This is a genomic window from Undibacterium sp. KW1, assembly GCF_009937955.1.
Taxonomy (GTDB): Bacteria; Pseudomonadota; Gammaproteobacteria; order Burkholderiales; family Burkholderiaceae_D; genus Undibacterium.
On the sequence record NZ_AP018439.1, the window covers coordinates 3,977,604 to 4,002,198 of the forward strand.

The following is a 24,595-nucleotide window of genomic DNA, read 5'->3' on the forward strand; positions in this document are numbered from 1 at the left end:
CCTTGCTCAGTTATTGCTTAATTTATCGAACCCGGCAAGACACTGGCCGGGCGTACTTCATCCCCCATGGCCGTCAGTATCTTGCGCTCCCCGGTGAACCTGGAACGGCCATGCGCCACCAGCATATTGTCGAGCAAGAGCAGGTCGCCCGGCTGCCAGCGGAACTTGACAGTGTCTGCATCATAGGCAGCCCGCAGGTGGGCAACCACTTCGTCCGGGATCACCGTACCATCGCCATAGAAAGTGTTATATGGCAGGTTTTCCACTCCCAGGTCGCCAGTCAATGAAGTACGGATTTCATCTGTCATACTGGATGGATGCCAGAAGGCGATGTGATTGAACCATAGCTCTTCACCGGTCTGCGGGTGGCAGCGTATCGCAGAGCGTATTTGCTTGGTTCGCAGCCTGTCGCCTTCCATCCACGTCCATTGCGTGTCTGACTTTTGCATATAGGCTTCGGCTTCTTCCCTGGTATCTACCGCCAGCGAATGTTGCCAGGATGGCCCTATACCAGAACCAAAATTACGTACCAGCATCCAGCCCAGGCGACGGAATTTTTCCTTGACTTCAGTATCTATCGCAGCCAATACACGGCGCACATCGGCGATAGGCGTCTCGCCTTCTGTCTCGGCAGCGACTTCACAAAAAAAGGCGATGCGCCCCGGCCACTGGCGTACATAAGACAATTCATTATGCAGGGCAATCACATGTTCAGGCGGAAAGATGGTCGAGGTATACACCTGCCCATCTATCTGCTTGCGCGGCGTGGCCTTTTCTATGTAGTTCATGAGCTGCACGCCAAAGGCATTCAGGCCAGCCTGGAAATCCTGCACGCCGCGCATATCAAAATCACGGAATAGCAAGCCACCGTATTGCAATAATTCCTGCCGCAACTGTGCCTGGTTATCCTTGATCCAGCCCAGCAAATCCACGCCTTTTGCATGTGGCCGCAAGACCAGCGGCAAGCCAGATTCAATGTTAAAGGGCTGCTTATCGACCAGGCTGCCATCCGACAGGCGCACTGCCGGGCGGCGCAGATTCAGTCCGGGTTTGGGCATCGTGTTCATGCTATTTCTTCCTTCCCATGTTTTGCTTCTGTCGCTGTGCTACTGCTCAAGATACTGGCGATATGCCCTGCCATTTTTTTCGCAAGGCTGCGTATTTCCTGCTCCTGATAGCTGCCTGCATGGTATTGCCACAGCAAGCGCAGGCAACCATCGAGTATGCAAGCTTCTATAGCCAGCTTGTGCAGGCGTGGTAAGTGCCCTGCTCTTTCTGCCCCCCTGTCTTGCCGGTCTGGCGACCATGACAAGAGCTTGCAGACATCATCAGGCGGTGGATTGATCTGGCCCATGTAATTGAGGCTGATCTCAGGCATCTGCCCTTGTGCCAGTGTGGCACGCACTTTGTCCGGGCCAAGATAGCGCAATAAACCATAAGAAAAGCCATGCCTAGGGATATCGCTGCGTTGCGCTGCAATCTCACTGGCAGCAGAATCTGCGGCTATATCAGTCAGGTCAAACCAGGCCGGATAACGGCTGGTGAACCAGCCCACGCTGCGGCTGACATCCAGTTCACCCTGCTCAAGTTGTCGGCCATGGCCTTCCAGTTCCAGATAGGCGACAGGTTCACCTGTCCAGTCACCAAGGCTCAGGGTCAGGGCAGCAATGAGAATATCTTCCGCTATTGCATCTGGCAGCCCCTGTAAAAAGCGGCTGGTGATTTCTGCTGACATGATGACGCTGACCTGCGCTTCTTCGGCAACGCTGCCATATTCATCGCCACTGCCAGGTAATTCAGGTGCAGGAATGGAGGTGCAAACTTCCCAATATTCGGCCTCTGCCAATACAGCATCCTGGCTGACCTGGCGCGTCAGGTGTGCTGCCCAGGCTTGTACTGAGGCAGTCTTTCTACCTAGTGCAGGGGCACGGCCTGCCTGCAAATCCAGCAGTACCTGGCGCAAGTCTTCGAGCAAAATCTGCATGGAGATACCGTCGCTGACCAGATGATGCACAGCGAGCAAAAGCTGCGATGCGCGTCCTTCGCTTGCAGGTGTCCATGCCGCAGCCAGCAAACTCCCTTGCGCAGGTTGCAATGAAGCCTGCACTTGCTGGTAGTCTTTTGTCAGATGCAAAACAGGTTTACTGGAAAGTTCATTGAAATGCGCAGCTTCATTACTAAAACTCAGGCGCAGGGCATCATGTTGCGCGATCAGCGCCTGCAAGGCCTGTTCCAGCATTTCAGCATTAACCCAGTCTGCCATTTCCAGCAGGACGGATAAATTGAAATGCACTGGTATTTCCTGCATCCGCTCTTGCAACCTGAGTTGCGCAGGCAAGAGTCCACACACGCCTTCAGCTTTGGTATCCACACCAGCCATCTCACCTGTGGGCAAGAGTTTCTTTACAAAGTCAGCCAATACTGGCGCAGCATATAAATCCATGGCCTTTGCTTGCCAGCCAGCCTGGCGCAAACGGGCGATCATTTGTATCGCCAGGATAGAATCACCACCGCTTTGAAAAAAATCTGCCTGTTTGCCCAGGTTTTCGCGTTGCAAGAGTTCGCGCCAGATTGCCAGTACCACTGCTTCTGCTTCTGCTTCTGAGCTTATGGCGGTTTCTGCTTCAAAGTAGTCTTGCTCCGCATCCGGTTTGGGCAAGGCAGCTTTGTCCAGTTTGCCATTGGAAGTATAAGGAATGCTGGCTATGGCGATGACTGCCTTCGGCAGCATGTAATCGGGTAAATGCTGACGCAGTTTTTCCAGCAGACTTTGCGTATTGAGCGAAGTTTCCTGATCAGCAGCAACCACATAAGCCAGCAAATATGAACGGCCAGATTCCGGCTTATGCAGGATCACCGTAGCGTTTGCCACATTCTCTTGCGCCATCAGGGCAGCGATGATTTCTGCCGGTTCTATACGATAGCCACGTATTTTCAGTTGCTCATCCTTGCGGCCCAGTATCTGTATGCCGCCATCAGCATGCATGACAGCAAGGTCGCCAGTACGATACAGGCGCTCACGCAAGCCGGCGATTTCGGCAAACAGGAAAGGGCTGGCTGCATCTTCGGGCACGCCCACATAACCCATTGCCAGGCCAGGACCACCCAGATAAATCTCGCCAGCCTCGCCAAAAGCACATGGCTGCGCTGCGGCATCAAGTATGTGTATGCGGTTATTACCCAAAGGTTGACTGAAGCGCATGCCACTCAAATCGCCCTGCCATTTGCCTACCATGACGCCTATGGTCGCTTCGGTAGGGCCAAAGTGATTGAAGATGGCGCAAGCTGGTTTCAGCTTACTCAACTCTTGCAAGAGCCTGACACTGGCAGTTTCTCCACCAAGTATCAAATGCGTCAATGGCAAGACTGCTGCCTTGTCCTGCGCTGCCAGCAAGGCTTCGAGATGTGAAGGGACTATCTTTAATACATCGACCGGTGTTTGCTGCATCAATGCTGCAAAAGCGTCAGCATCTCGCGCAAGCGCATTGCTGATGATGGAAAGGCAGCCGCCATGAAATAGTGCAGGTAAGACCGTGGTCAGGCCCAGGTCAGCAGCAAAGGTTGATATCACGGCATAACGCAAACCAGTCTGCAAATCAAAGGCGGCGATAATCGCATCGAGATAATGCTGAACTGCCCTGTGCGGCACAGCAACCAGTTTGGGCTTGCCTGTGGAGCCTGAAGTGAATAGCTGGTAGGAGCATGACTCTGGATGGATGGCCGGTAGCGACAATGGCTGATGATCATGAACACCGACCTCTGCAAGACAGGCTGGCAATTGCAGACAGGGAATATCCCTCTCTATCAATGCATCACCCACATCCTGATTATCTTGCAAGATAACGCAACAAGGCTTTGCCTGTCGTATCAATTCCAGCACGCGTACTTGGGGCAGATTGCTATCTACCGGCAGATAGGCTTTACCAGCCTTCCATGCCGCCAGCATGGCGACAGGGAAAGCCAGGCTGCGGCCCAGCAGCAAAAGCACAGGCCCTGCACTTTGCCCAGACTTTAAAATATCCAGCGCCAGCCTGTCTGATAAGCGATCAAGCTGCTGGCGTGTCATGTGCTCATTTGCATCTACCCGCAAAGCCACGGCCTGCGGGTCTTGCTCAACTGACTGACGGAATCTTTGCAGCAAGCCCGGCTTGGCAGAAGTTGATTCTGGTCTGGCAGGCAACCAGACAGCCCTGGCAGCAACACGCTCATCAAAATCCTGATCATTGCCTGCCATGCGTTCTATCATGGCGACAAAACTGTCCAGCAATTCCTGCATATCCGCAGCATCAAATAACTGACTATCGAAATCCAGCTCTACCCGCGCACCATCTTGCCAATCGACCAGATTGCAACCTATGTCAAAGCGTGCATGGCGTATCGGCAGGGAATACGCCTGCACCGTCATGCCTGGCAAGCTGGGCATGGTCGTCAATTTATCGACATTGAAGGTGATATTCACCAATGGCGGCCTGGCCGGGTCACGCGCCAGCCCCAGATCATCAACCAGTTGCGACAACGGGTAATTGGCATGGCTGATGGCATCAAGGAATTGTTGCTTCACTTCTGCCAGCAAGGTGCTGGTATTCGCCTGCGCTGGAATATTCAGACGCAAGGGCAGGAGATGCGCGCAATAACCTGGCGTGTGCGCCAATGCTTCATCGCGTCCAGAATAAGGCACGCCGATGACCATGTCCCGCCCTGCCCCGGCACGTCGCAGCGTCGCAACAAAGGTCGCAATCAAGGCCATACTGGATGACATGCCCAGCTTACCCGCTTTTTGCTCAAGCTGGCGCAAGATGGCCTTGTCAAGTTCATACGTGAGACGTCGGCCTTCAAAACCACGCATGCTGGCCCTGGCATGACCACATGGCAGCTCTATGCCTACTGGCGCGTGCTGCAATTTACTTAACCAGTATTGTTTGTGTTTTTGTTCTTCTGGCGATAAACCAACATCTGCCATGCGTTGCGCCAATAAGGCATAGTCCGGTTTGCTGCCTGGCTGCTGGCCATTCATGAGTGCTGCAAATTCTTCGAATAGCATCTGCATGGATTGCCCGTCAATGAAAACATGGTGGGCAGCAAACAGAAGCACAGCATGATGGTCATCAAGCTCAAACAAATCTATGCGGAAGGCACCAGCCTGCGTCAGGTCAAAACTGGCGGCGACGCTGTTTTGCAGTGCTGCATCCAGCGTGCTGGCACTGACTTGATGGCGCGGCACTTTTACTTCCACATGAGCTGCGATTTTCTGCACACCTGCTTCCAGGTCTATCGATGCCCGCAAGGCATCATGTCTGGCTACCAGTCTTGTAAATGCGCGCGTGATATCAGCATGATTGATATTGCCCTGCAAATCCAAGGCAACACTGACGACATAGGCCGCAGAACCCTGTTCAGACAAGGCTGCCAGTGTCGCCAATTGTTTTTGCGCTTTGGATAAAGGGAGGATTACTTCTGCTACCTTCTGTGCTTGAGGTAGGTTGGCAGAACTGGCAATAAAACCTGCCGCCTTCAAGGCAGCCACACTCTCACTGACCCGGCTGACTATCTGGGCGATATCATCTTCCGTATGCGCGGTTGAAAGGAATAAATTACGCCCTTCCCACACATACAGACCGCGATACAGCAAGTGATAAAAGAAGGGATCAAGATTCTCGCTAAACACAAAGCGGAACAGCGAGCCGAAATTCTTCATGTGTATAGGTGCACCAGCAGCAGCAAAAACCTGATCAAGTTCCGCAGTCAGCCTGGCGGTATTGTCATTGAGTTTTTGATAGACAGCCAGGCCACCCTGTTTGATCTCTGTCAGCACTGCTTTTGCTGCTGCCATCACCAGCGGATGCTTGTTGAAAGTACCGGCAAAAAAAGTCGTATCCGCCGCCGGGTAAGAGGCATCTCCATATTGCCAGTGCCCGCCATCAATACCCGCCATGATATCGGCACGACCAGCGATGACGCCCACCGGCAAACCACCACCGACAATCTTGCCATAGGTGACGATATCTGCCTGCACATCAAAATGCGCCTGGGCACCGCCGGGGTGTATGCGGAAACCTACCAGCACTTCATCAAAGATCAGCAGGCTGCCAGCCGCTCTGGTCATGGCACGCAGGCTGCCCAAGAAGTCTTGCGGCTGCAGGCCAGGGTTACGGCTTTGTACAGGTTCGACCAGCACAGCAGCAAATTCATGCAGGCGGCCACGCAATAATTCCAGTGCCTCTACCGAACCATATTCAAAGAAGGCCAGGTCACTGACCATACCGGGCGTAATACCAGCCACACGCGGTATCACCTTCCACGGGTCATCATTGACCTCACCCAACACGCCATCGAAATGACCGTGATAACTGTCGCGGAATATCGCGACCTTGTTGCGGCCAGTGAAGGTCCGGGCCAGGCGCAAGGCCGTCATGATGGCTTCTGTGCCCGAGCTGCAAAAGGCGACGCGCTCTACGCCGGTCAATTCACTGATGAGGCTGGCGACCTCGCCTGCCATGTCTGACTGCGGCCCTATGCGCATGCCGCGCGACAGGCTTTCCGCCAACGCCTCTTTTAAAAACTCTGGCTCGTGCCCAAACAACTGGACGCCAAAACCCATGGAGATATCGATGTACTCATTGCCATCCAGATCCCAGACTTTGGAACCGGCAGCACGCTGACCGACGATGGGATAGAGCATTTCCTTGATGGAGAAACGGAAACCCGCCGAGGCGCGGCTATCTGCCAGCACATGACGGTATTGCTGGGCCTGTTGTTTGGATAGCGCAGTTTTCTTGCAATAGCTGAGGCTGAATTCATCCAGATGCTGGCGCTGTACTTCGCTCAGATTAGTGCTGAGCAGGATATTGCTTTTGGGTTTGGTGGCAGGTTCTATTGGAATATCAGTTTCGAGCTCTTTTTCGACAACTTCATCAGTCGGTACTTTAGCAACTTGCTGTTCCGCCAAATACGCAGCCACTGCTTCAATAGAAGACAAATTCTCAAAGAAAGCGCGCACCGGTATCTTGACCGAAAACTCGTTTTCTATGCGCCCCACCGCCTGCATCAGTATCAGCGAATCAGCACCAATTTCCAACAGGGGTGCTGCGGCATCGACCTTGCTGGCATCAATCGCCAGCAAGCCTGCGATGATGGCAATGATGCGTTTGCGAATAGCAAGCGGATCGCTGACGATCGTGCGCGTGCTTGCCGCCAATGGCTTGCTGATTTCGATAGATTTACTCGACGGCACCGCCGCGCTGCCGCCACTAAAGCTGTTCAAGCCCAGTCGCAGGGGAAAGACATCCTTGGCAAAGGGATACAAGGGCAAGGCATCGCCAGCCGCAGTATTTTTTTTGTCAGCGAATTGCAGCTTGCTACCCAGTACATGCAGGTGCGCGACAGTTTTCAGGAATGCGACCCTGTCATCCTGAGTCGCATCCAGGCAAGGCAGGCTGCGTATATTGATAGCATCGGCGCTTGCAACATCGTCAAGCATGCCAGACAGTACAGGCATGGCACCCAGTTCCAGTGCAGTATCAATACCGGTTTTACTCAACGCCGCGATGTTGTCAGCAAAACGCACGGCTTCGCGTGTATGCTTTAACCAGTAGGCGGTGTCATACACATGGCCGACGGGTAGCAATTCACCAGTCAGATTCGATGTCACAGCCACTTGTAGAGGTTGCCACTCCAGATCTTGCAAAGCCTGTTCAAACTCTGCCAGCATGGGTTCCAGCAAGGCAGAATGGAAAGCAGTTTTTACGCGCAACGAGCGCACCCGTATGCCATCTGCAATCAGCTTCTGACTGAGTATATCCAGCTGATCTCTGGCACCGGAAATAGTCACGGATTGCGGGCCGTTCACGGCAGCGATGCTGATATCTGTGCCAGCCAGATAAGGTACTACAGTTTGCTCATCAGCACGCACCGCAGCCATGGCACCATCTGAAGTCAAGGCACCCATGAGCCTGCCGCGTTTTTCAACCAGGCGCAGTGCCTGCTCAAAACTCAACGCACTGGCGATGACTGCCGCCGTATATTCACCCAGGCTATGTCCGGCAAGTACGGTGGGCCTGATGCTGTAGTCAGCCAGCAGGCGCGCCAGACCCACACCTAGCGCCAATAAAGCTGGCTGGGTATAAGCAGTCTGGTCGACATTTCCATCATTGTTTAGCAGCAACTGGCTTAGCGACCAGGGCAACACCGCATCAGCTTCAGCGATGGTCGCACGGAAGCTGGCGAACTGGAATAAACCCCTGGCCATGCCTGGCCGCTGCGATCCCTGACCGGGGCACAGGAAAGCCAGTTTGGGCGGTCTTCTGGCTGCTACAGCAGTGACGACTTGCTCAGCATGGGCTTGATCCAGCCACTCATGCAACTGCATAGCAGCCTCACCGGCACTTGCCGCCACCAGCGCCAATCTGTGACGCAGGTGCGCACGGCCATGCTGAGACAAGGCACAGATGGCGGCAAAATTTTGATGGGCATCAGCTTGCAGTTTTTGCGCTGTTTGCTCCGCCAGCAAGCTCAGGGCTTCGTTGCTGGATGCTGACAAGAGAAAAATTCCTGGCTCACCTGCTTGCGAATTTCCAGCTACTGGTGCAGGAATAAATTCTTCAAGCACGACATGACAATTTACGCCACCAAAGCCAAAGGCGCTGATGGAAGCTGCCCTCGCTCCAGCCCCGGGATTACTTGGCCAGTCAGTACTACGAGCCACCACCTGCAAACGCAATTGCTCAAAATTGATGTGCGGATTAGGCTGGGTGTAGTGCAGGCTGGCGGGTATTTTTTTATGCTTGAGCGCCAGTATCAGCTTGATCAGACCTGCGATACCGGCAGCCGCTTCCAGGTGGCCGATATTGGTTTTGACTGAGCCTATCAGCAGAGGTGTCTGCCGTGGATGCTGGCCCAGGGTGCGCCCCAGAGCACGGGTCTCGGTAGGATCACCCAGCAAAGTGCCAGTACCATGTGCTTCTACATATTGTATGGATGATGGCGGCAAGCCAGCATCGGCAATCGCTGCCTGTATCAGATTTTCTTGCGCCAGGCCATTGGGGGCAGTGATACCGTTGGAGACACCGTCATGGTTGGTGGCAGAACCACGTATGACGGCATGGATGCGGTCACCATCTGCCAGCGCATCTGACAGACGCTTGAGCAAGACCAGGCCAGCACCTTCACCACGGCCATAACCGTTGGCTGATGCATCAAAGGTCTTGCACAAGCCATCCGGGGCCAGCATACTCCCCTTGCCCAGTGCCACGCTGCTGTCTGGCCTTAACATCAGGCTGACGCCACCGGCCAGCACCATGTCGGCATCACCAGCCTGCAAGCTGCGGCAGGCCTGGTGCACAGCGACCAATGACGATGAACAGGCAGTATCTATGCTCATGCTGGGACCGCGCAAACCCAATACATGAGAAATACGGTTAGCGATGATGGCATTTGACATGCCTATGCCCATGTGGGACTCTACATCGTCGGTATGGGCAAAGCTGCCCAGGAATTCGCCATTGACTGCACCGATGAAAACGCCCAGGCGGCTTTCTTTGAGGCTGTCGGCAGCGATGCCCGCATCTTCCAGCGCCCACCAGGCCAGTTGTAGGGTCAGGCGCTGACGTGGGTCCAGCGCGCTTGCTTCCTTGGGGGAGATACCAAAAAACGCCGGATCAAAACAGGCTGCATCGTCAATGAAGGCAGCATACGGCGCGGCAGAGGCAGGAAGTTCCGCTGCATCCCAGCGCTCTGGCGGTATGGGTCTGACGGCGCATGCTTCCTGTTCAAGCAGTGACCAGAAAGCTTCAATATTAGCCGCTCCAGGAAAAACACATGACATGCCGATGACAGCAATTGCATGTCCTGCCACCTGAGTGCCAGACTCTGGTGTGGCTTTATCCATATCAGTACTCATGATGAGCGAGAAATCAGATCATGCCCAAAGGCAATAGATTGATTAAAGTATTCTGCATCCAAGCCCGACATCACAATGAAATTCCTGGTATGCATGGTCATCTCAATCCAGATGGCCTATGTAACGCAGTATTGAGGCGTCGATATCAACCAGCGTGTCATGTATCTGGGCGATGACCTTATAGCCTTCGTCAGACCCGTAGTGTTGCACGACCCGTCTTTCCAGCGTGGCGACCTCGCCTAGCTCAGCGATGGTATTGCCCATCGTAAAAGCATGCAGTCTGACCGGCCCGGCAAAGGTGGCAAAACAGAACAGGGGACTGCCAGCAGTGGCTACGCCTAGCTGCTGCAGGTTTTGCATGAGTTGCCCCATGCGCCCTGGCTGCGCTTGCAGGTTCAGGTAATACAGGTAGGGTGGCGGGGTTTCGCGCTCTATCGGGTCTATGCCGTCATTGACACGGTTGAGTACAAAGCTTTCCATCTGCAAGACGCTTTCCTGGAATTTTTCCAGCAAGGCTACGCTGTCAGCACCATAAACATCAGACAAAACCTGGTCCAGTGAAGGCATGCGGTCCATGTCACCAAGTTCTGCCAGGGGCAGCATGATATACACATAATTGGCCGGGCCAGCCACCGTGGCGTAGGCCATCCAGCGCATGCGGCGGCTATGCTGCTGGTAGGCGAAAGCGACCTTGCCAGCCAGCTCCTTGAATTGCACATAGCGCTCGCGGCGCACAGACAAACGCACGAAAAGACAATAAGGGGTAGGAAAAAACCACTGAGCATTCATTGTTTTTTTACCGGCTAAGTCGATGCAAAAAGTTTAACCGATCTGGGAGCCTGACAGCAATATGAATGCGGGCAAACAACACTTATTGAAGGATAAAAAAAATTGTGAAGAAAACACGAAAAATCTGTTAATTTGCGTTAGAAATCATCGACAAAAAATTCCGGCACGGGAATAATAAGCTGCCCGGACAATGTATGCTCCTGCAGTTTTTTTCATGTCGCTGAAGTTCCTTCTAGCCGAGGGGGATGTTCCGGCTTTGTCAGCGATATTTTGAGAAGATTGCATTTAACAGTTTTTAACCTTGCACCTGCCCTGCTTGTTTATATTGGCATTTTCTATCTGCAACAAGTTACATTGAATATCCGAGCGGCAAGGGCCTGAAAGCCAGGACGTGCAGGCGATGTCAGCCAGGAGCCATGCGTGCATCACATTGTTGGCCTGTACCTGGTTTTTATCCACCTGTCAGGCTCATCATCGTCGAGGAGACTTAGATGTCGAGTGAAGAAGCAGCGCCGGGCACAGCCAGATTCCACCATATCATCCCCGGCCTGATACCGGAGATAGAGAGCCTGACCGAGGCACTGCGTGGCTGGGCAGACCGTCACGGCATACCGGCACGCATGATTAACAGTATCGTCCTCATGCTGGATGAATTATTGACCAATGTTGTCATGCACGGCTATGGCGATGATGACAGTGGTGAAATTGAGGTGACCGTGCTGGCGACTACGAATGGCCTTGAAGTTATCATCCGCGACAGCGCAACCACCTTTGACCCTTTCTCTATCGCCGAGCCTGACACCACACTCGATGTCGATGAGCGCGATATAGGCGGCCTGGGCGTGCATTTTGTCAGGAAGATGGCTGACAGTTTTGCCTATCGCCGCGATGGTGACATCAATGAAGTGCGTTTTAGCAAGAGTTTCCCGTCCTGATCATTTTTCAGCAAACAGACCAAAGATACCCAGACACCGGACCAGAAAATGCCCAGCACGCCGCCGCCAGCCAGCCACAAAAATAATATCAACTTCTTCCGCAACTATAACCGGCTGGTTGGCTTCACCTATATCGCCATCGTCGTACTGACCATGGGCTTTTTCCTGTTCCAGATACGGCAAAAACACACCGAAGAAATCAAGGTCATACAAGGCCACGTTGATAGACACGGACAATTCGTTGAATTCATCCTGCGCTCATCACTGGACAGTCTCGAAGCCATGCGCATCTCGGCGGCCAATTTCTACGATAGCGCCCCACTTGCTTTTAGCAAGGCAGAAACAGATACCGGGCACTCCCCCCTGTTCAAAAAGCTGGAACAGGAAAAGCTGAGTTTTGATCTCGACAAGGCACCTGAAAAAGATGCCACTGGCAACCTGAACGGCCTGGGCAAACTGCAAGGCCGCACACCTGAATTTTATCTCGACGTGGAAATGGCGCTGAACCTGAATCAGGTCTTCCAGGCGATTGCCTTCAACTTGCCGAATGCGAGCGAAAGTCGTTTCATCTCAGTAGAAAACTTCTCCAACACTTACCCCTGGCTGGATGCAGCAAAACGTCCACATAGTGACCAGGTATACCAAAGCCAGGCCTGGCTCATGGGTACCCCTGAGAAAAACCCTACCGGCGAAAAATACTGGGCACCAGTGTATTACGGTGGTACAGCCACTGGCTTGCTGGTGCCAACGGCTGCGCCCATCTACCATAACGACAAATTCCGTGGCGTGGTATCCATCGATACCAGCCTCGATTACCTGAACCGCATCAACGCCGACTTTGCCTACCAGCCAGGCACAGTCTTTCTCGTCGATGCCTATGGTGAAGTGGTGGCCCACCCTGATGCCTATGCCAATGCGCTTGAAGTGCAAGCGACACAAAAGCTGGAAAAAATCATGCCCGCTGGCATACTCACTGACGGCAAACGCCTGACCGACATACCCGCCAACCAGGCCGTCGAGATGGGCGATTATCTGTTGATACGCCACCCCTTTATCTCAGCCCCCTGGCAACTCGTGTATGTCGTACCCAGGAACCAGTTGTGGAAAAACCTCTTGTGGGAACGTGGCCCCATCATGCTGCTGGTGGTATTGGGCCTGACGCTGCTGATGGTCGTCACTTATTACGTGACCACGCGTGAATTCATCTCACCGGCATCCAAGCTTGTGGCACATATCGCGCAAGAAAGCCAGTTCACCCCGGCACCGATACCGGCAGTACCAGGCAGCTGGAAACCCTGGTTTGAAACCATCTCGCAAGCCTTTAAGCAAAGCCTGCAACTTGTCAGCATACGGCAGGAACTGGATATTGCAGCCAATATGCAATTATCGATCCTGCCGCGCCATTGGCCCGATGAAAAAGAGTTTTCTTTATGGGGCATCATGCGTTCAGCCAAGGAAGTGGGCGGTGATTTCTATGACCACTTCTCACTCGGCGATGGCAAGACCGGCATAGTCGTGGCCGATGTCAGCGGCAAGGGTGTACCTGCAGCATTATTTGGCATGGTATCGAAAACCCTGATACGTGCGACCGCCACCCGCAATGTCAGCGAGCCTGGCGAGATCATCGCGATTGCCAATGACATCCTCGCAGAAGACAATGATGAATGCATCTTCGTCACCACCTTTTATGCTGTGCTTGATCCGGCCACTGGCATACTTACTTATGTCAATGGCGGCCACCCACCACCGCTGTTGATACATCAGGATGGCACGACAGAATTTTTACCCATGACTGGTGGCAGTGCACTCGGGATCATGGAAGGCATCCCCTTTGCGCAAAAAACTGTGCAATTGCGGGAAGGTGATTACGTACTTATCTATACCGATGGCGTGACAGAAGCCTTCAACCCGCAGAATGAAGAATACACACCAGAGCGCCTGCCACCCCTGTTTACGAATCGCCCCATTGCCGATGTCAATGAAGCCGTCAATCGTACCGTTGCCGATGTCGATTTGCACGCGAATGGCGCACCGCAATCGGATGATATTACCTGTGTCGCCCTACATTTTCATTTTGCGAAAAATAGTGTGGCCGACAATAAACCACAAGAAGGTCAGCAGGCATCATGATGAAATTCAAATCCACCATCTTTAGCCTTGGCTTGTGTTGCGCACTTTTGATGCTGAACTGTGCTGCTCAGGCCACCAGCCTGGCAGAAATCAAGCAGCGCGGCAAACTCGTCGTCGGTGTCAAGAAAGATGTACTGCTGTGGGGCTATCAGGACAGCAGTGGCAAAATCGTAGGCATGGAGCCAGACCTTGCGCAAAACATCGCCACTGATCTTGGCGTGCAACTGGAACTGGTCGGCGTGCTGACGGCTGAACGCATAGACGCCGTCAAAAGCGGCCAGGTCGATATCCTGATTGCCACTCTTACTGATACGCCGGAGAGGCAAAAGGAACTGAACCTCATCCTGCCACATTACTATAGTTCAGGCGTGAACCTGCTGACCCGCAAGAGCGAAAACTTCAAGGAATGGACAGACCTCAAGAACCGCCGCGTTTGTAGCCGTCGTGGTGCCTTTTATAACCGCCGTGTGACTGTCACCTATGGTGCCGATGTAGTCGCCCTGTATTCCAACGACTGGTCCAAGCAGGCTTTGCGCGATGGCCGTTGTGCTGCTCTCGTGTATGACGATACGGCTATTGCCGCCATGCTGCGAGCCCCTGAATGGGCCAATGACTTTGTCATGCCCATGACCACGATTTTCACGACGCCATGGTCCATCGCGATTGCCCCGGCAGAGCGCGGTGGCGAACTGGAAAAATACCTGTCCAAGACCATCATCAACTGGCACAGGAATGGCTATTTGCAGCAAGTAGAAAAAACCTGGTCCATACCACCATCACGCTTTCTCGATGACATGCACAAGACCTGGAACAAGAAAAATGGCGACAAATGGTTATGCGGTGACAGCATCAGCCCCAGCACACCGAAAGAATGCCTGTGAAAGATGATTTCCCAGCACCGGTCCGTGATAATCATCAAATCGCCGAGGCGATGACGGATTTGTACGACCGCTATTACACCAGCCATGAATATGAAAAGCGCTATCCCAAGCCCAACCAGGGCACCATGCACTTCCTGTTTGATAATGGCGCTAGAGAGGCAAAAGACATACTCGATTTTGGTTGCGGTAATGGCCGCTATGCACTGCCCCTTTTACAGCAAACCAACGCGAGGCTGACCGGTTTTGATATCTCACATGCGGCGATAGCCGAGCTGTCACGTTTTTTACAGAATAATCCGCATGCAGAGCGCATGCGGCTGTTTGATGGTGACGCACAAGTCCTCAATGGGCAAGGCGACTATGACCTTGTCATGCTGATGTTTGGTGTGCTCAGCCATGTTGGCGACCATACCGCCAGGCTGGCCACACTAAGGCAATTGCGCAGCCTGATGCGGCCTGAAGGCAAGCTGGTGCTCAGCGTACCCAGCATTTTCCGCCGCCGCCCCTTCGAGCTATTCGCAGCATACTGGCAGCGCATGACAGGCAAGGCGCGTGATACGCAAAAAGAACCGGGCAATATTTTCTTTACTCGCAACATAGACAAACAGGCGCACCAGTTTTTTTATCACCTGTACTCTGTTGCCGGCTTGCGTGCAGAATTGCAGGAAGCAGGCTTTACCATCATCGCCCTGTCACCAGAAAGCCTGCTGCCAGAATGGACGATCACCCAGCATGACCTGTTGGGCAAGCTTGATGAAGCCCTGCTACCCTTGCTGCCTGCGGCGCTCGGCTATGGCATACGTGCAGTGGCTGTACCCACATAGACATGATTCAAACATGATTCAAACATGACGATATACAAAAGAAAAATAAAATCATATTGCGGCCTGGTACTTTTGTTGATGGTGTTTTTCATGTCAGCAGTACAGGCACAAGCAGCAAAGTCCCCGGCTGCAAGCGAAAGACTGACATTGATACACGAACGTGGCGCAATCGTCGTCGGCGTCAAAACCGATTACCCCCCTTTGGCATGCTGGACGCCAATGGCGTGCCCGAAGGTTTCGAGCATGATCTGGCAGCCGACATCGCCAAACGCCTTGGCGTGCAATTACGCAAGGTCAGCGTCACCGGCAGCAACCGCCTGCAAAAATTGCAGGAAGGCGTGATCGACCTGGTCATCGCCACTACGGGAGACACGGAAGAACGCCGCCAGATCGTGACCATGATAGAGCCTAATTACTATGCGTCTGGTGTCACCCTGTTCATGCCACCAACAGCTAACATCAAGGACTGGGCAGATACCCGCGGTCATCCGGTATGTGCAACGCAAGGCTCTTATTTCAACCGCGTCATGCAGCAGCGCTATCTGATGGAATTGCAGATGTATAACAATGCCAGAGATGCCAAACTGGCCGTCAAGGATGGGCGCTGCATAGGCTATCTGTTCGACAATACAGCAGTCATCAATGATCTCGCCAACCCCGAATGGAAAGGCTATAAAGCCCCCCTGCCACCTACTCTGAATACGCCCTGGGCCATGGCTATCAGCAAGAACGAAAAAGGCACGGAGTTTGAAAAAATGCTCGGCGATATCGTCGCCGACTGGCACCGCAGCGGCTTTTTGCAAGAGCGGGAAAAAGCCTGGGGTATAGCGCCATCAAAATTCCTGGCGGATACCCACGCACTGTGGCAAAAAGAGGAAGGCGACAAGACACCCTTTTGCCACCGCATGCCAGAAGGTAGCTGGCGCGCGGAATGTCGTAACCAGGTATTCCTGACATCAACAGATGTAGGTGGTCTGGCGCAACTTGGTCTGTGGCTCAATGAAACCACGGGCATCAACCTGACCCTGGTGTATGACAGCTTTGACCGCAGCCAGTTCTTTTATGGCTTGGTGGTTACGCTGGTGCTAACGGTTTTGTGCATCACTTGCAGCCTCTTGCTGGGCTGGGCGGGTGCAGTATTTGCCGAATCCAGAATATCGCTATTATCAGTCACGGCACGGCTGCTGGGCACGACAGGCCGCATGACACCGCCGCTGCTGTGCATGTATCTGCTGCTGTTTGGTATTGGTGCAATCCTCAGTGAATCTGTAGGTATAGCACTGCCAGCCTTTGGCGTGGTGGTGTTTTGCCTCAGCGTATATACCGGTGCAGGTGTCATGACAGCCTTGCTGGATGCTGCTACCGCCTACCGCTTGCAGCACGGCGAATTCCGCCTGCGATTTGCCAACACCTCGCAAATCGCCAGGCTGGCCAGCGGCTCGGTCACGGCTTCGCTGATCAACGTCTCCAAAGCCACCATGATGGCTTCTGCCGTCGCGGTGCCAGAACTATTGTCAGCCACTACTTCCATCATCAATGAACGCGGCAATGTCGGCGTCATGATGAATGCCCTGCTATTGACCTTCTTGCTGATTATCTTTGCCGTCGTGCGTGTCATACGCCAGCTGGAACAAAAAATCCTGGCGAGGGTCGCATGATGGATGGCACAGAAATCTTCCAGCACCTGCTGACCTGGACACCATTCTTGCTTGGCGGCTTTGCCATGAATATCTGGATATCCATCGTCGCCATGATCATAGGTACGGGCATAGGCTGGCTGCTGGCAACCTTGCGCCTGTCCACTCATCCACGCCGCGTCAAAGCCAGCCTGGTGGCAACCGAATTTTCACGCAGCATACCGACTATCGTGTTCCAGTTTTATCTGGCCTTCATGCTGCCGTCTGAAATCCTGCTGCCTTATTTCAAGACCATCATCAGCTTCCCGGTATGGATCAAGGCCGCACTGGCACTGGCGATTGCCGTCATTGGTTTCACCAGCGATAACCTGACCATCGCCATGGATGAATGGAAGAAGGGCAACCACCATGCCGCCTTCCTGTTCATCCCCAGCTGGACCAGCTATGCCCTCATCATCGTCATGGCATCGAGCACGGCATCCATCATCGGTGTCAGCGAACTGGTCAGCCGCTGCAATACCGTCATTAATGCGACAGGCAATACGGCTTTGATGCTGCCGATTTATCTGTATGCCTGTTTATTCTTTTTTTGTTTTTGCTATCCGCTGACTTTGTTGATGAAGCGGATTTCGAGGCAGTTGAAGTTGCGGTATGGGATGGAGAGTTGAGGTAGGCGTAGGCCGGGCAAGCGACGTAGGTTGGGCTACGGTTCACCAGCCAAACACTCGGCTTTTAAATAAGGTATACGTTTGTTAAGGCCCAGTGTTGGGCTGATAACCCGTAGCCCAACCTACGAGAAACATGCATTGCGCGTCTAACAAACGCCTCATCAACTCCAACTCAAATCCGTGTGCGTCAAGGGCAACTGCCTGACGCGCTTGCCCGTCGCTGCAAAAATCGCATTACACACCGCCGGTGCCAGTGGCGGGAAGGCTGGCTCACCCAGACCCGTCACGGGAAAATCTGTCTTCAGGAAATGTGCTTCAATCTTGGTATAACTGTCCTTGATGCGCAGCAGCGGGTATTCGTTGAAATTACCCTGCATGACACGGCCACGTTGGATATCGAGCTCAGGGTACATCAGGGTACTGATACCATCCAGCACTGAGCCCTGTACCTGATGCTCGGCACCGCTAAGATTGACAATTTGCGAACCGATATCGGTCACCACCACCACCCTATCGACCTTGAGCTCACCCTGCTTGCTGACGGTAACCTCAGCCACCTCGGCAATATAGCCGCGATGACTGAAATGGAAGGCGATGCCCTGCCCCTGGCCGCGCGGAAATTTCTTTTTACCCCAGTCTGCCCTGGATGCCACTTCCTGCAAAACACGCTTCATGCGGCCCACATGGTAGGGCTGGCCGCGCTCACCTGTACCTGGCACGATTTCTTTATCACCGAGGATATCGAGGCGGAACTGCACAGGGTCACGCCCTGCTGCATGCGCCAGCTCATCAATAAAACTATGAAAGACCCAGGCAAACACATTGCTGCCCGGTGCGCGCCAGGGGCCCATGGGGATATTGCATTCCATCAGCGTCTGTTCGAGCAGACAATTGTCGAGCCAGCGGCCAGGAAATTCATCTCCTGACAAACCGGCACCGCTGCCCGCCTGCAATTGCGGCTTGCCGTCCCGCATGAGCTTGTTGCCAAAACTCACAAAGTGGTTATGCCAGGCAGTGAGCTTGCCCTTGTCATCCACTGCACCACGCAAGAAGTGAAAACCACCTGCACGGAAATGATCATGCCGCATATCGTCTTCGCGTGACCAGGTCAGTTTGACTGGTGCATTGACGCGTTTGGCAATCGCGGCAGCTTCGACGATAAAATCAGAACTCAGGCGGCGGCCAAAGCCACCACCGCTGCGGGTAATGTGCAGCTTGATTTTTTCCTTGGGCATGGCCAGAACTTCAGCCACCAGATTCTGGCCAGACTCAGGCAACTGGGTTGGTGCCCAGATTTCCAGGCTACTGTCTTTTGCATTGTAGGCTGCCGTGCAATTTTGTGGCTCCATGCTCGCATGCGAGATAAAGGCGTAGGAATAGGCAGCTTCGACCGTCTTGGTGGCTTTACCCAAGGCGGCAGTAACATCACCATCCTTGCGCAAAGTGACAGTGCCCGGCTGGCCAGAGAGTTTTTTGGCTTGCTCGGCAAAGCCAGACCAGCTCTCGGCCGCGCCCTTGCCCTCATCCCATTTCACTTCCAGCAGCTTGCGGGCGCTGAAGGCTGCCCAGGTGGTTTCGGCAATTATCGCCACGCCGGGCATGAGACCACGCAGATTGTCCGTACCCTCAATGACAAAGGCATCCTTGATGCCAGGCTGCTTCTTGATGTGGTCGAGATTGGCGCTGACGACCTTGCCACCAAATACCGGGCATTTTTCATACACGGCATACAGCATGCCGGGTAATTTCACATCTATGCCAAACAGCGGCTTGCCGGTGACAATGGCGGCATTATCAACCCCGCCTATGCGCGTGCCCAGTAGCTTGAATTGCGCCGGGTCTTTGAGTTTGACATCCTTGGCATCTGGCACAGGCAGGCTAGCGGCCTTGGCAGCCAGTGCCGCATACGTCAGTTTGCGATTGCTGGCCGCATGATGCACGGCACTGTCAGCCGCATGACATTCAGACGTTGGCACATTCCAGGTCTGTGCAGCAGCACTGACGAGCATAGTGCGCGCAGTGGCACCCAGCCTGTGGAATTCATTGTAATTCGTCGGTGTGGAAGTTGAGCCACCGGCACCCTGGCTACCGTAAGCAGGATTAAGATCACCCTGGATGATGCGCACATCTTTCCAGTTCACTTCCAGCTCTTCGGCTATCACCATGGGCAGCGAAGTTTTGATGCCCTGGCCTATCTCTGGCTGTTTGGATACCAGGGTCACCGTGCCGTCACTGCCTATGCGTATCAGGGCATGCGGCACAAAGTCAGTTGATGACGGCAGTGCAGCAGGCTTGCTGATCTGCGCCAGTGCACTGTCGCCAGCACCCAGGTAGGCCAGTACCAGGCCACCGCCTGTGAATGCTGACATGCGTAAAAAGTCACGGCGTGCCGGATAGCTGACTTTTGCCTCAACAGAAATATTTGCAGGTTTATTCATTTCGCCACCTTCTTCTTGCCACTATTGCCGCTCTTGCCGCTATTGCCATCAGCGAGCTCAGCCGCTCTATGTATGCCTGCCCGTATGCGTATATAGGTCGCACAGCGACACAGGTTACCGCCCATGGCAGCATCGATATCAGCATCAGTAGGATGGGGCTTGTCTTTGAGCAAGGCGGCAGCCGACATGATCTGGCCAGCCTGGCAATAGCCGCATTGCGGCACGTCCAGCTCTTGCCAGGCGGCTTGCAGCGGGTGCGTGGTCTTGGCGTCCAGGCCTTCTATGGTGGTGATTTTTTGTTTACCTAGCGAAGATACCGGCACCATGCAGGATCGAGTGGGTGAGCCATTGATATGCACGGTACAGGCGCCGCACTGCCCCACACCGCATCCATATTTGGTGCCAACCAGGTTCAGGCTGTCGCGCAGCGCCCATAATAAGGGGGTATCGGGGGCGACATCTACGGCCTGCAACTGGCCATTAATATTCAGGGTATGTTTGCTCATGCTGAGTCCGCTAAAGTTGAACAAGTCCAATCAGGCATGCAAGATTGTATGCTTTTTAGGCAAATCAGGTGAGGCAGTTTCAAATCAATACACGATGAGCGACTGTCATGTACAAAGGGATACCGAGCAAGATATTGAATGGGAAGGTCATACCCAGTGACATGCCCAAATACAGTGCTGGTGAAGCTTCAGGAATAGCAAAGCGCAAAACCGCCGGTACTGCAATATAGGAGGCACTGGCAGCAAGGACCATCAACAGCGCGGCGTCCCCGGCAGGCAAGCTGAACAAGGCAGCCAGAACCAATGCAATTCCAGCGTGGGCCAGCGGCGCCAGCAAGGAATAGGCAATCAGCAAGGGAGACTTTCCACGCAATTGTCCCAGGTTGCGTGCAGCCTTTAAACCCATATCAAGCAGAAAAAACGCAAGCATACCTTTGAACAAGTCGCCAGAAAATGGCTGCATCGATGCCTTGCCCGCTTCACCGGAAAGTATGCCCACCAGCATGGCCCCCAACAACAGCAACTGCGCACCGTCCGTCAAAGACTCGTGCAGTATCTTGCCCAGTGTAGGCACACCACCGGGCTCACCAGCATTCGCATGGCGCTTGCGCACTGTATTTGCCACGATCACGGCGAACAGTATCGCTGGCGACTCCATCAGCGCCATCGCGGCCGCCATGTGACCACCATAATGCAAAGCATGAGTATCCATGTACTGCACCGCCGTAATAAACGTGACCGCGCTGACAGAACCGTAAGTCGCAGCGACAGCAACGGCATCAAGGGCTGGCAAAATTCGCTTCAAGGCCAGATAAGACAATGCGGGAACAATTAGCGCCAATGCAACCGCGCAGCCCAGGCTGGTTACCAGTTGCAGGTTGAGGCCAGAATGCGCCAGCGCAAAACCGCCCTTCAACCCCAGGGCCATGAGTAAATACAAGGAGAGGAATTTGGCAATCTGCGAGGGAATCTCCAGATTTGATTTCATCAATCCAGCCAGGATGCCAAAGATAAAAAAGAGGATGGCGGGGTCAAGTAAGCTCTGCATATCTGCCTTAAGAATATCGTTGGCAGGCATGGTAAGCGCAGGCCATCATAAGGTAAAATCAATTTTTTTAAGTACAATCATAGATAAAAACCTATGAACATCACCTTTAGACAATTGCAGATTTTCATACGCCTGGCAGAGCTGCGCAGCATTAGTGCTGTTGCACGCGCCTGTCACGTGACACAACCCACGGTGTCCATGCAACTGAAAGAAATGACAGACACCATCGGTATGCCCCTTTATGAAGTGATAGGCAAAAAACTCTACCTGACCAAGGCAGGCGAAGAGTTGGCGAGTACCGCCCGCAGCCTGGCGCATGAATGGGGCAGCTTTGAACAGCAAATCGCAGCCATGAAAGGTTTGACCGAGGGCAGCCTGCGCGTGGCCGTGGTCAGCACCGCGAAATACTTTATCCCGCGCATGCTGGGCGATTTTTGCAGGGAATTCCCGGAAATTGATATTGCGCTCGAAGTGCAAAACCGTGACGGCGTCGTCGAGCGCCTGAGAAACAATTTGGACGATATCTACATCATGTCCACACCCCCTAAGGACATCGACGTCGTCAAACAAGTATTCTTGCCAAATCCACTGGTCGTGGTTGCACCCTTGCAGCATCCTCTGGCGGGAAAAAAACGGCTGCAATTTGCCCAGTTATTAAATGAGCGCTTTATCCTGCGTGAGCGGGGCTCTGGCACCAGGCTGGCGTGTGAACACTACTTTAGTGAGAATAAGATCGCACCCGTGGTAAGACTGGAACTCGGCAGCAACGAGGCGATCAAACAAGCAGTTGCTGCCGACATGGGGCTGACCATCCTGTCACGCCATGCGCTGGGTGATCATTTGACAGATCAAAACCTGAGCGTTCTGGACGTCCAGGATTTTCCCATCATGTCTAACTGGTATATCGTTCACCTGCAAGGCAAACGCCTGTCCCCCATTGCCAGCAATTTTCTTGGCTACCTGAGCCAGCACGCACAAGACAAGGTCTAGAAATTAGATCAAGGCAAAATCACCAGCCCTGAATGTTGAAAAGAATTACGGTCACCACGACGATAACTGCGATAAACATACTTGCCTTCTGCTGTCCTGCTGCACATGGTGCAAGGCACGTCATGGTCTATCTCGCTGATACCGATTTTCTGCAAGGCTCGCCTGGCAAGTACATTCAAATCTACATGGCGGTAACGCGGGTTGATGGCTGTTGCATCCAGGTCAGGGAATTGCCGTACAAAATCCGCCGCCAGCTCTTCACTGACTTCAAAACAGCATGGGCCTATATGCGCGCCTATGGCCGCCACCCAGTCTTGCGGTTGCTCGCCCTGTGCGGCCAGCTCCTGCCACAAGGTTTGAACCACACCACCGACGATGCCACGCCAGCCAGCATGGGCAGCGGCTATCATCTTGCCATCACGTCTGGCCAGCAAGACAGGTACGCAATCAGCAGTGATCACGGTGACTGGTATGCCCGGCAGGCGCGTGAAAAAAGCATCGGCATCACCGCACTGCTGGGATTGCTCTGTCACTTCCACCACGCGGATACCATGTACCTGCAGCTTGTTGGGCACGGTATCCCAGTGCCCGCTGAGGCTGGCTGGCACAAAGTCCCTGGCATTACCAAAGCCATATTGTATGCCGGGTATGCTGGAGAGAATGGCGCTGTGGTGGTGACTGCGATGCAAGGCTGGCTCCGGTGAATTGAGTGAAAGCAAGATTTTAGCGAGTTTTGGACTTTAGCGCCCGGCATATAAAGGCGGGAATATTATTGGCGCGCATGCAATTCAGCTAATTCCTTGAACCTGCCTATGACAAACTGCGCCACCGGCGAATGGCTGCGGCCCCGCAGCGACACGATGCCCACCTCGGAATGCATATTCGGGATACCCGCAATCAGCAGCGGTAACATCAAGCCACGCTGTATTTCATCTGCTACCGCAGCATTAATGGCAGCCAGTATGGTGTCAGACTCCAGGGCAGCACGCTTCAATGTCAGCACATCGTCACATTCAAGCGCAATCGGCAAGGCGGCGCCCGCTGGCAAACCCAGCAATTGCGCCAGCGCCTTGCGTATCGCCTGCGGCAAGCGCACAGATGCCAGACCATAATCGAGAATATCCGCAGGCAGCCTCCCTGCCTTGTTCAATAACGGATGCCCGGCACGCACAAAAAAACCACCACTCTGGCGCGCCAGCAAATCAATGTCCAGGTCCTGGTCCGGCGGCAGGTCACGCGTGTCTGCCACAAAAAAATCCAGCTCTTCAGCCCGCAGATGCTGGGCCAGGTATTCCCAGTTATTGACTTCTACCCGCAAGCTGACGCTGGCAAAATTCTGCCGCAATTCTGGCATCAGCATGGGCAGCAAGGTCGCCGCCGGAAATGGCCCCACGCCTATCGCCAGCTCGCCTATCTGCTTGCTGCGGTATAGCTCAATATCTCTTTGCAGACAATTGCTGTCAAACACCAGCTTGCGCGCCCGGTCTATAAAAAAGCTGCCTGCCGGAGTGGGCAACACCTCGGTCGTGCCACGGTCAAACAATTGCACCTGCAACTCAGCCTCTGCCGCCTGTATGCTACGGCTAAGGGCAGACTGCGACAGATGCACGCGCTCGGCAGCGCGGGCAAAATTCTTTTCATCTGCCAGGGCAACTACATGTTTGAGTCGCTTAAGTTCCATTATGTTCCATAGCCCTTACCTGAAGAAAACAGCATAAAAGATCAGCAATGCGCGCAGTTCTTGAGTATTGTCATTTCAATACGCTCATGCATGCAGCGCATTGATTTTAGCTTAAGAATGCATTGGACAACTACAATTCGCTGCCCTACGCTCTTCCATAAAATAAATAATGG

15 protein-coding genes are annotated in these 24,595 nt (G+C 53.6%); 7 read left to right on the top strand and 8 right to left on the bottom strand.

Features of this window, described 5'->3' with window-relative positions:
• Positions 1 to 17: 17 nt before the first annotated feature.
• The 3 genes from UNDKW_RS17765 to UNDKW_RS17775 form a co-directional block, all read right to left on the bottom strand.
• A complete protein-coding gene (locus tag UNDKW_RS17765; protein WP_232063030.1) occupies positions 18 to 1,067 on the bottom strand; it encodes a TauD/TfdA family dioxygenase in 1,050 nt (349 codons plus the stop codon).
• A complete protein-coding gene (locus UNDKW_RS17770) occupies positions 1,064 to 9,895 on the bottom strand; it encodes a type I polyketide synthase (RefSeq protein WP_162059764.1) in 8,832 nt (2,943 codons plus the stop codon). Before UNDKW_RS17770 ends, UNDKW_RS17765 begins: the two co-directional genes overlap by 4 nt.
• 102 nt (positions 9,896 to 9,997) lie before the next feature.
• Positions 9,998 to 10,684, bottom strand: a complete 687-nt coding sequence (locus UNDKW_RS17775) for a hypothetical protein (protein ID WP_232063031.1) — start codon at positions 10,682 to 10,684, stop codon at positions 9,998 to 10,000.
• A gap of 491 nt (positions 10,685 to 11,175) precedes the next feature.
• Here UNDKW_RS17775 and UNDKW_RS17780 point away from each other — a divergent pair, with 491 nt between their 5' ends.
• From UNDKW_RS17780 to UNDKW_RS17805, 6 genes are read left to right on the top strand one after another with little or no spacing between them, the layout of a single operon-like run.
• Positions 11,176 to 11,619, top strand: coding sequence for an ATP-binding protein (locus UNDKW_RS17780; RefSeq protein ID WP_162059766.1), 444 nt, complete (start codon positions 11,176 to 11,178; stop codon positions 11,617 to 11,619).
• Between the two features lie 48 nt (positions 11,620 to 11,667).
• Positions 11,668 to 13,749 (top strand): SpoIIE family protein phosphatase, encoded by a 2,082-nt coding sequence (locus UNDKW_RS17785; protein WP_162059767.1) that lies wholly within the window; start codon positions 11,668 to 11,670, stop codon positions 13,747 to 13,749.
• A complete protein-coding gene (locus tag UNDKW_RS17790) occupies positions 13,746 to 14,630 on the top strand; it encodes a transporter substrate-binding domain-containing protein (protein WP_162059768.1) in 885 nt (294 codons plus the stop codon). The genes UNDKW_RS17785 and UNDKW_RS17790 overlap by 4 nt, the downstream gene beginning before the upstream one ends.
• Positions 14,627 to 15,454: a bifunctional 2-polyprenyl-6-hydroxyphenol methylase/3-demethylubiquinol 3-O-methyltransferase UbiG gene (locus tag UNDKW_RS17795; RefSeq protein WP_162059769.1), complete on the top strand. Its 828-nt coding sequence runs from the start codon at positions 14,627 to 14,629 to the stop codon at positions 15,452 to 15,454. Before UNDKW_RS17790 ends, UNDKW_RS17795 begins: the two co-directional genes overlap by 4 nt.
• Before the next feature lie 56 nt (positions 15,455 to 15,510).
• Positions 15,511 to 17,112, top strand: a complete 1,602-nt coding sequence (locus UNDKW_RS17800) for a transporter substrate-binding domain-containing protein (RefSeq protein ID WP_255431513.1) — start codon at positions 15,511 to 15,513, stop codon at positions 17,110 to 17,112.
• On the top strand, positions 17,112 to 17,759 hold the full coding sequence (locus tag UNDKW_RS17805; RefSeq protein WP_162059771.1) for a polar amino acid ABC transporter permease: 648 nt from the start codon (positions 17,112 to 17,114) through the stop codon (positions 17,757 to 17,759). The genes UNDKW_RS17800 and UNDKW_RS17805 overlap by 1 nt, the downstream gene beginning before the upstream one ends.
• 161 nt (positions 17,760 to 17,920) lie before the next feature.
• On the opposite strand, the gene UNDKW_RS17810 is transcribed toward UNDKW_RS17805, so the two are convergent.
• From UNDKW_RS17810 to UNDKW_RS17820, 3 genes are all read right to left on the bottom strand, one after another.
• Positions 17,921 to 20,197 carry a molybdopterin cofactor-binding domain-containing protein gene (locus tag UNDKW_RS17810; protein WP_162059772.1) on the bottom strand — a complete coding sequence of 759 codons (2,277 nt, stop codon included), beginning with the start codon at positions 20,195 to 20,197 and terminating at the stop codon, positions 17,921 to 17,923.
• On the bottom strand, positions 20,194 to 20,703 hold the full coding sequence (locus UNDKW_RS17815) for a (2Fe-2S)-binding protein (protein WP_162059773.1): 510 nt from the start codon (positions 20,701 to 20,703) through the stop codon (positions 20,194 to 20,196). The genes UNDKW_RS17810 and UNDKW_RS17815 overlap by 4 nt, the downstream gene beginning before the upstream one ends.
• Positions 20,704 to 20,782: 79 nt before the next feature.
• Positions 20,783 to 21,751: a sodium-dependent bicarbonate transport family permease gene (locus UNDKW_RS17820; RefSeq protein ID WP_162059774.1), complete on the bottom strand. Its 969-nt coding sequence runs from the start codon at positions 21,749 to 21,751 to the stop codon at positions 20,783 to 20,785.
• 93 nt (positions 21,752 to 21,844) lie between these two features.
• On the opposite strand from UNDKW_RS17820, the gene UNDKW_RS17825 reads away from it, so the two are divergent.
• Entirely contained in the window at positions 21,845 to 22,741 is an 897-nt protein-coding gene (locus UNDKW_RS17825; protein ID WP_162059775.1) for a LysR family transcriptional regulator, read from the top strand.
• Positions 22,742 to 22,749: 8 nt separating this feature from the next.
• Here the strand turns inward: UNDKW_RS17825 and pgeF are convergent, their stop codons facing one another.
• Both pgeF and UNDKW_RS17835 read right to left on the bottom strand, forming a co-directional pair.
• Entirely contained in the window at positions 22,750 to 23,430 is a 681-nt protein-coding gene (gene pgeF / locus UNDKW_RS17830; RefSeq protein ID WP_162059776.1) for a peptidoglycan editing factor PgeF, read from the bottom strand.
• An 80-nt stretch (positions 23,431 to 23,510) separates the two neighbouring features.
• A complete protein-coding gene (locus tag UNDKW_RS17835; protein ID WP_162059777.1) occupies positions 23,511 to 24,422 on the bottom strand; it encodes a LysR family transcriptional regulator in 912 nt (303 codons plus the stop codon).
• Positions 24,423 to 24,595 lie beyond the last annotated feature (173 nt).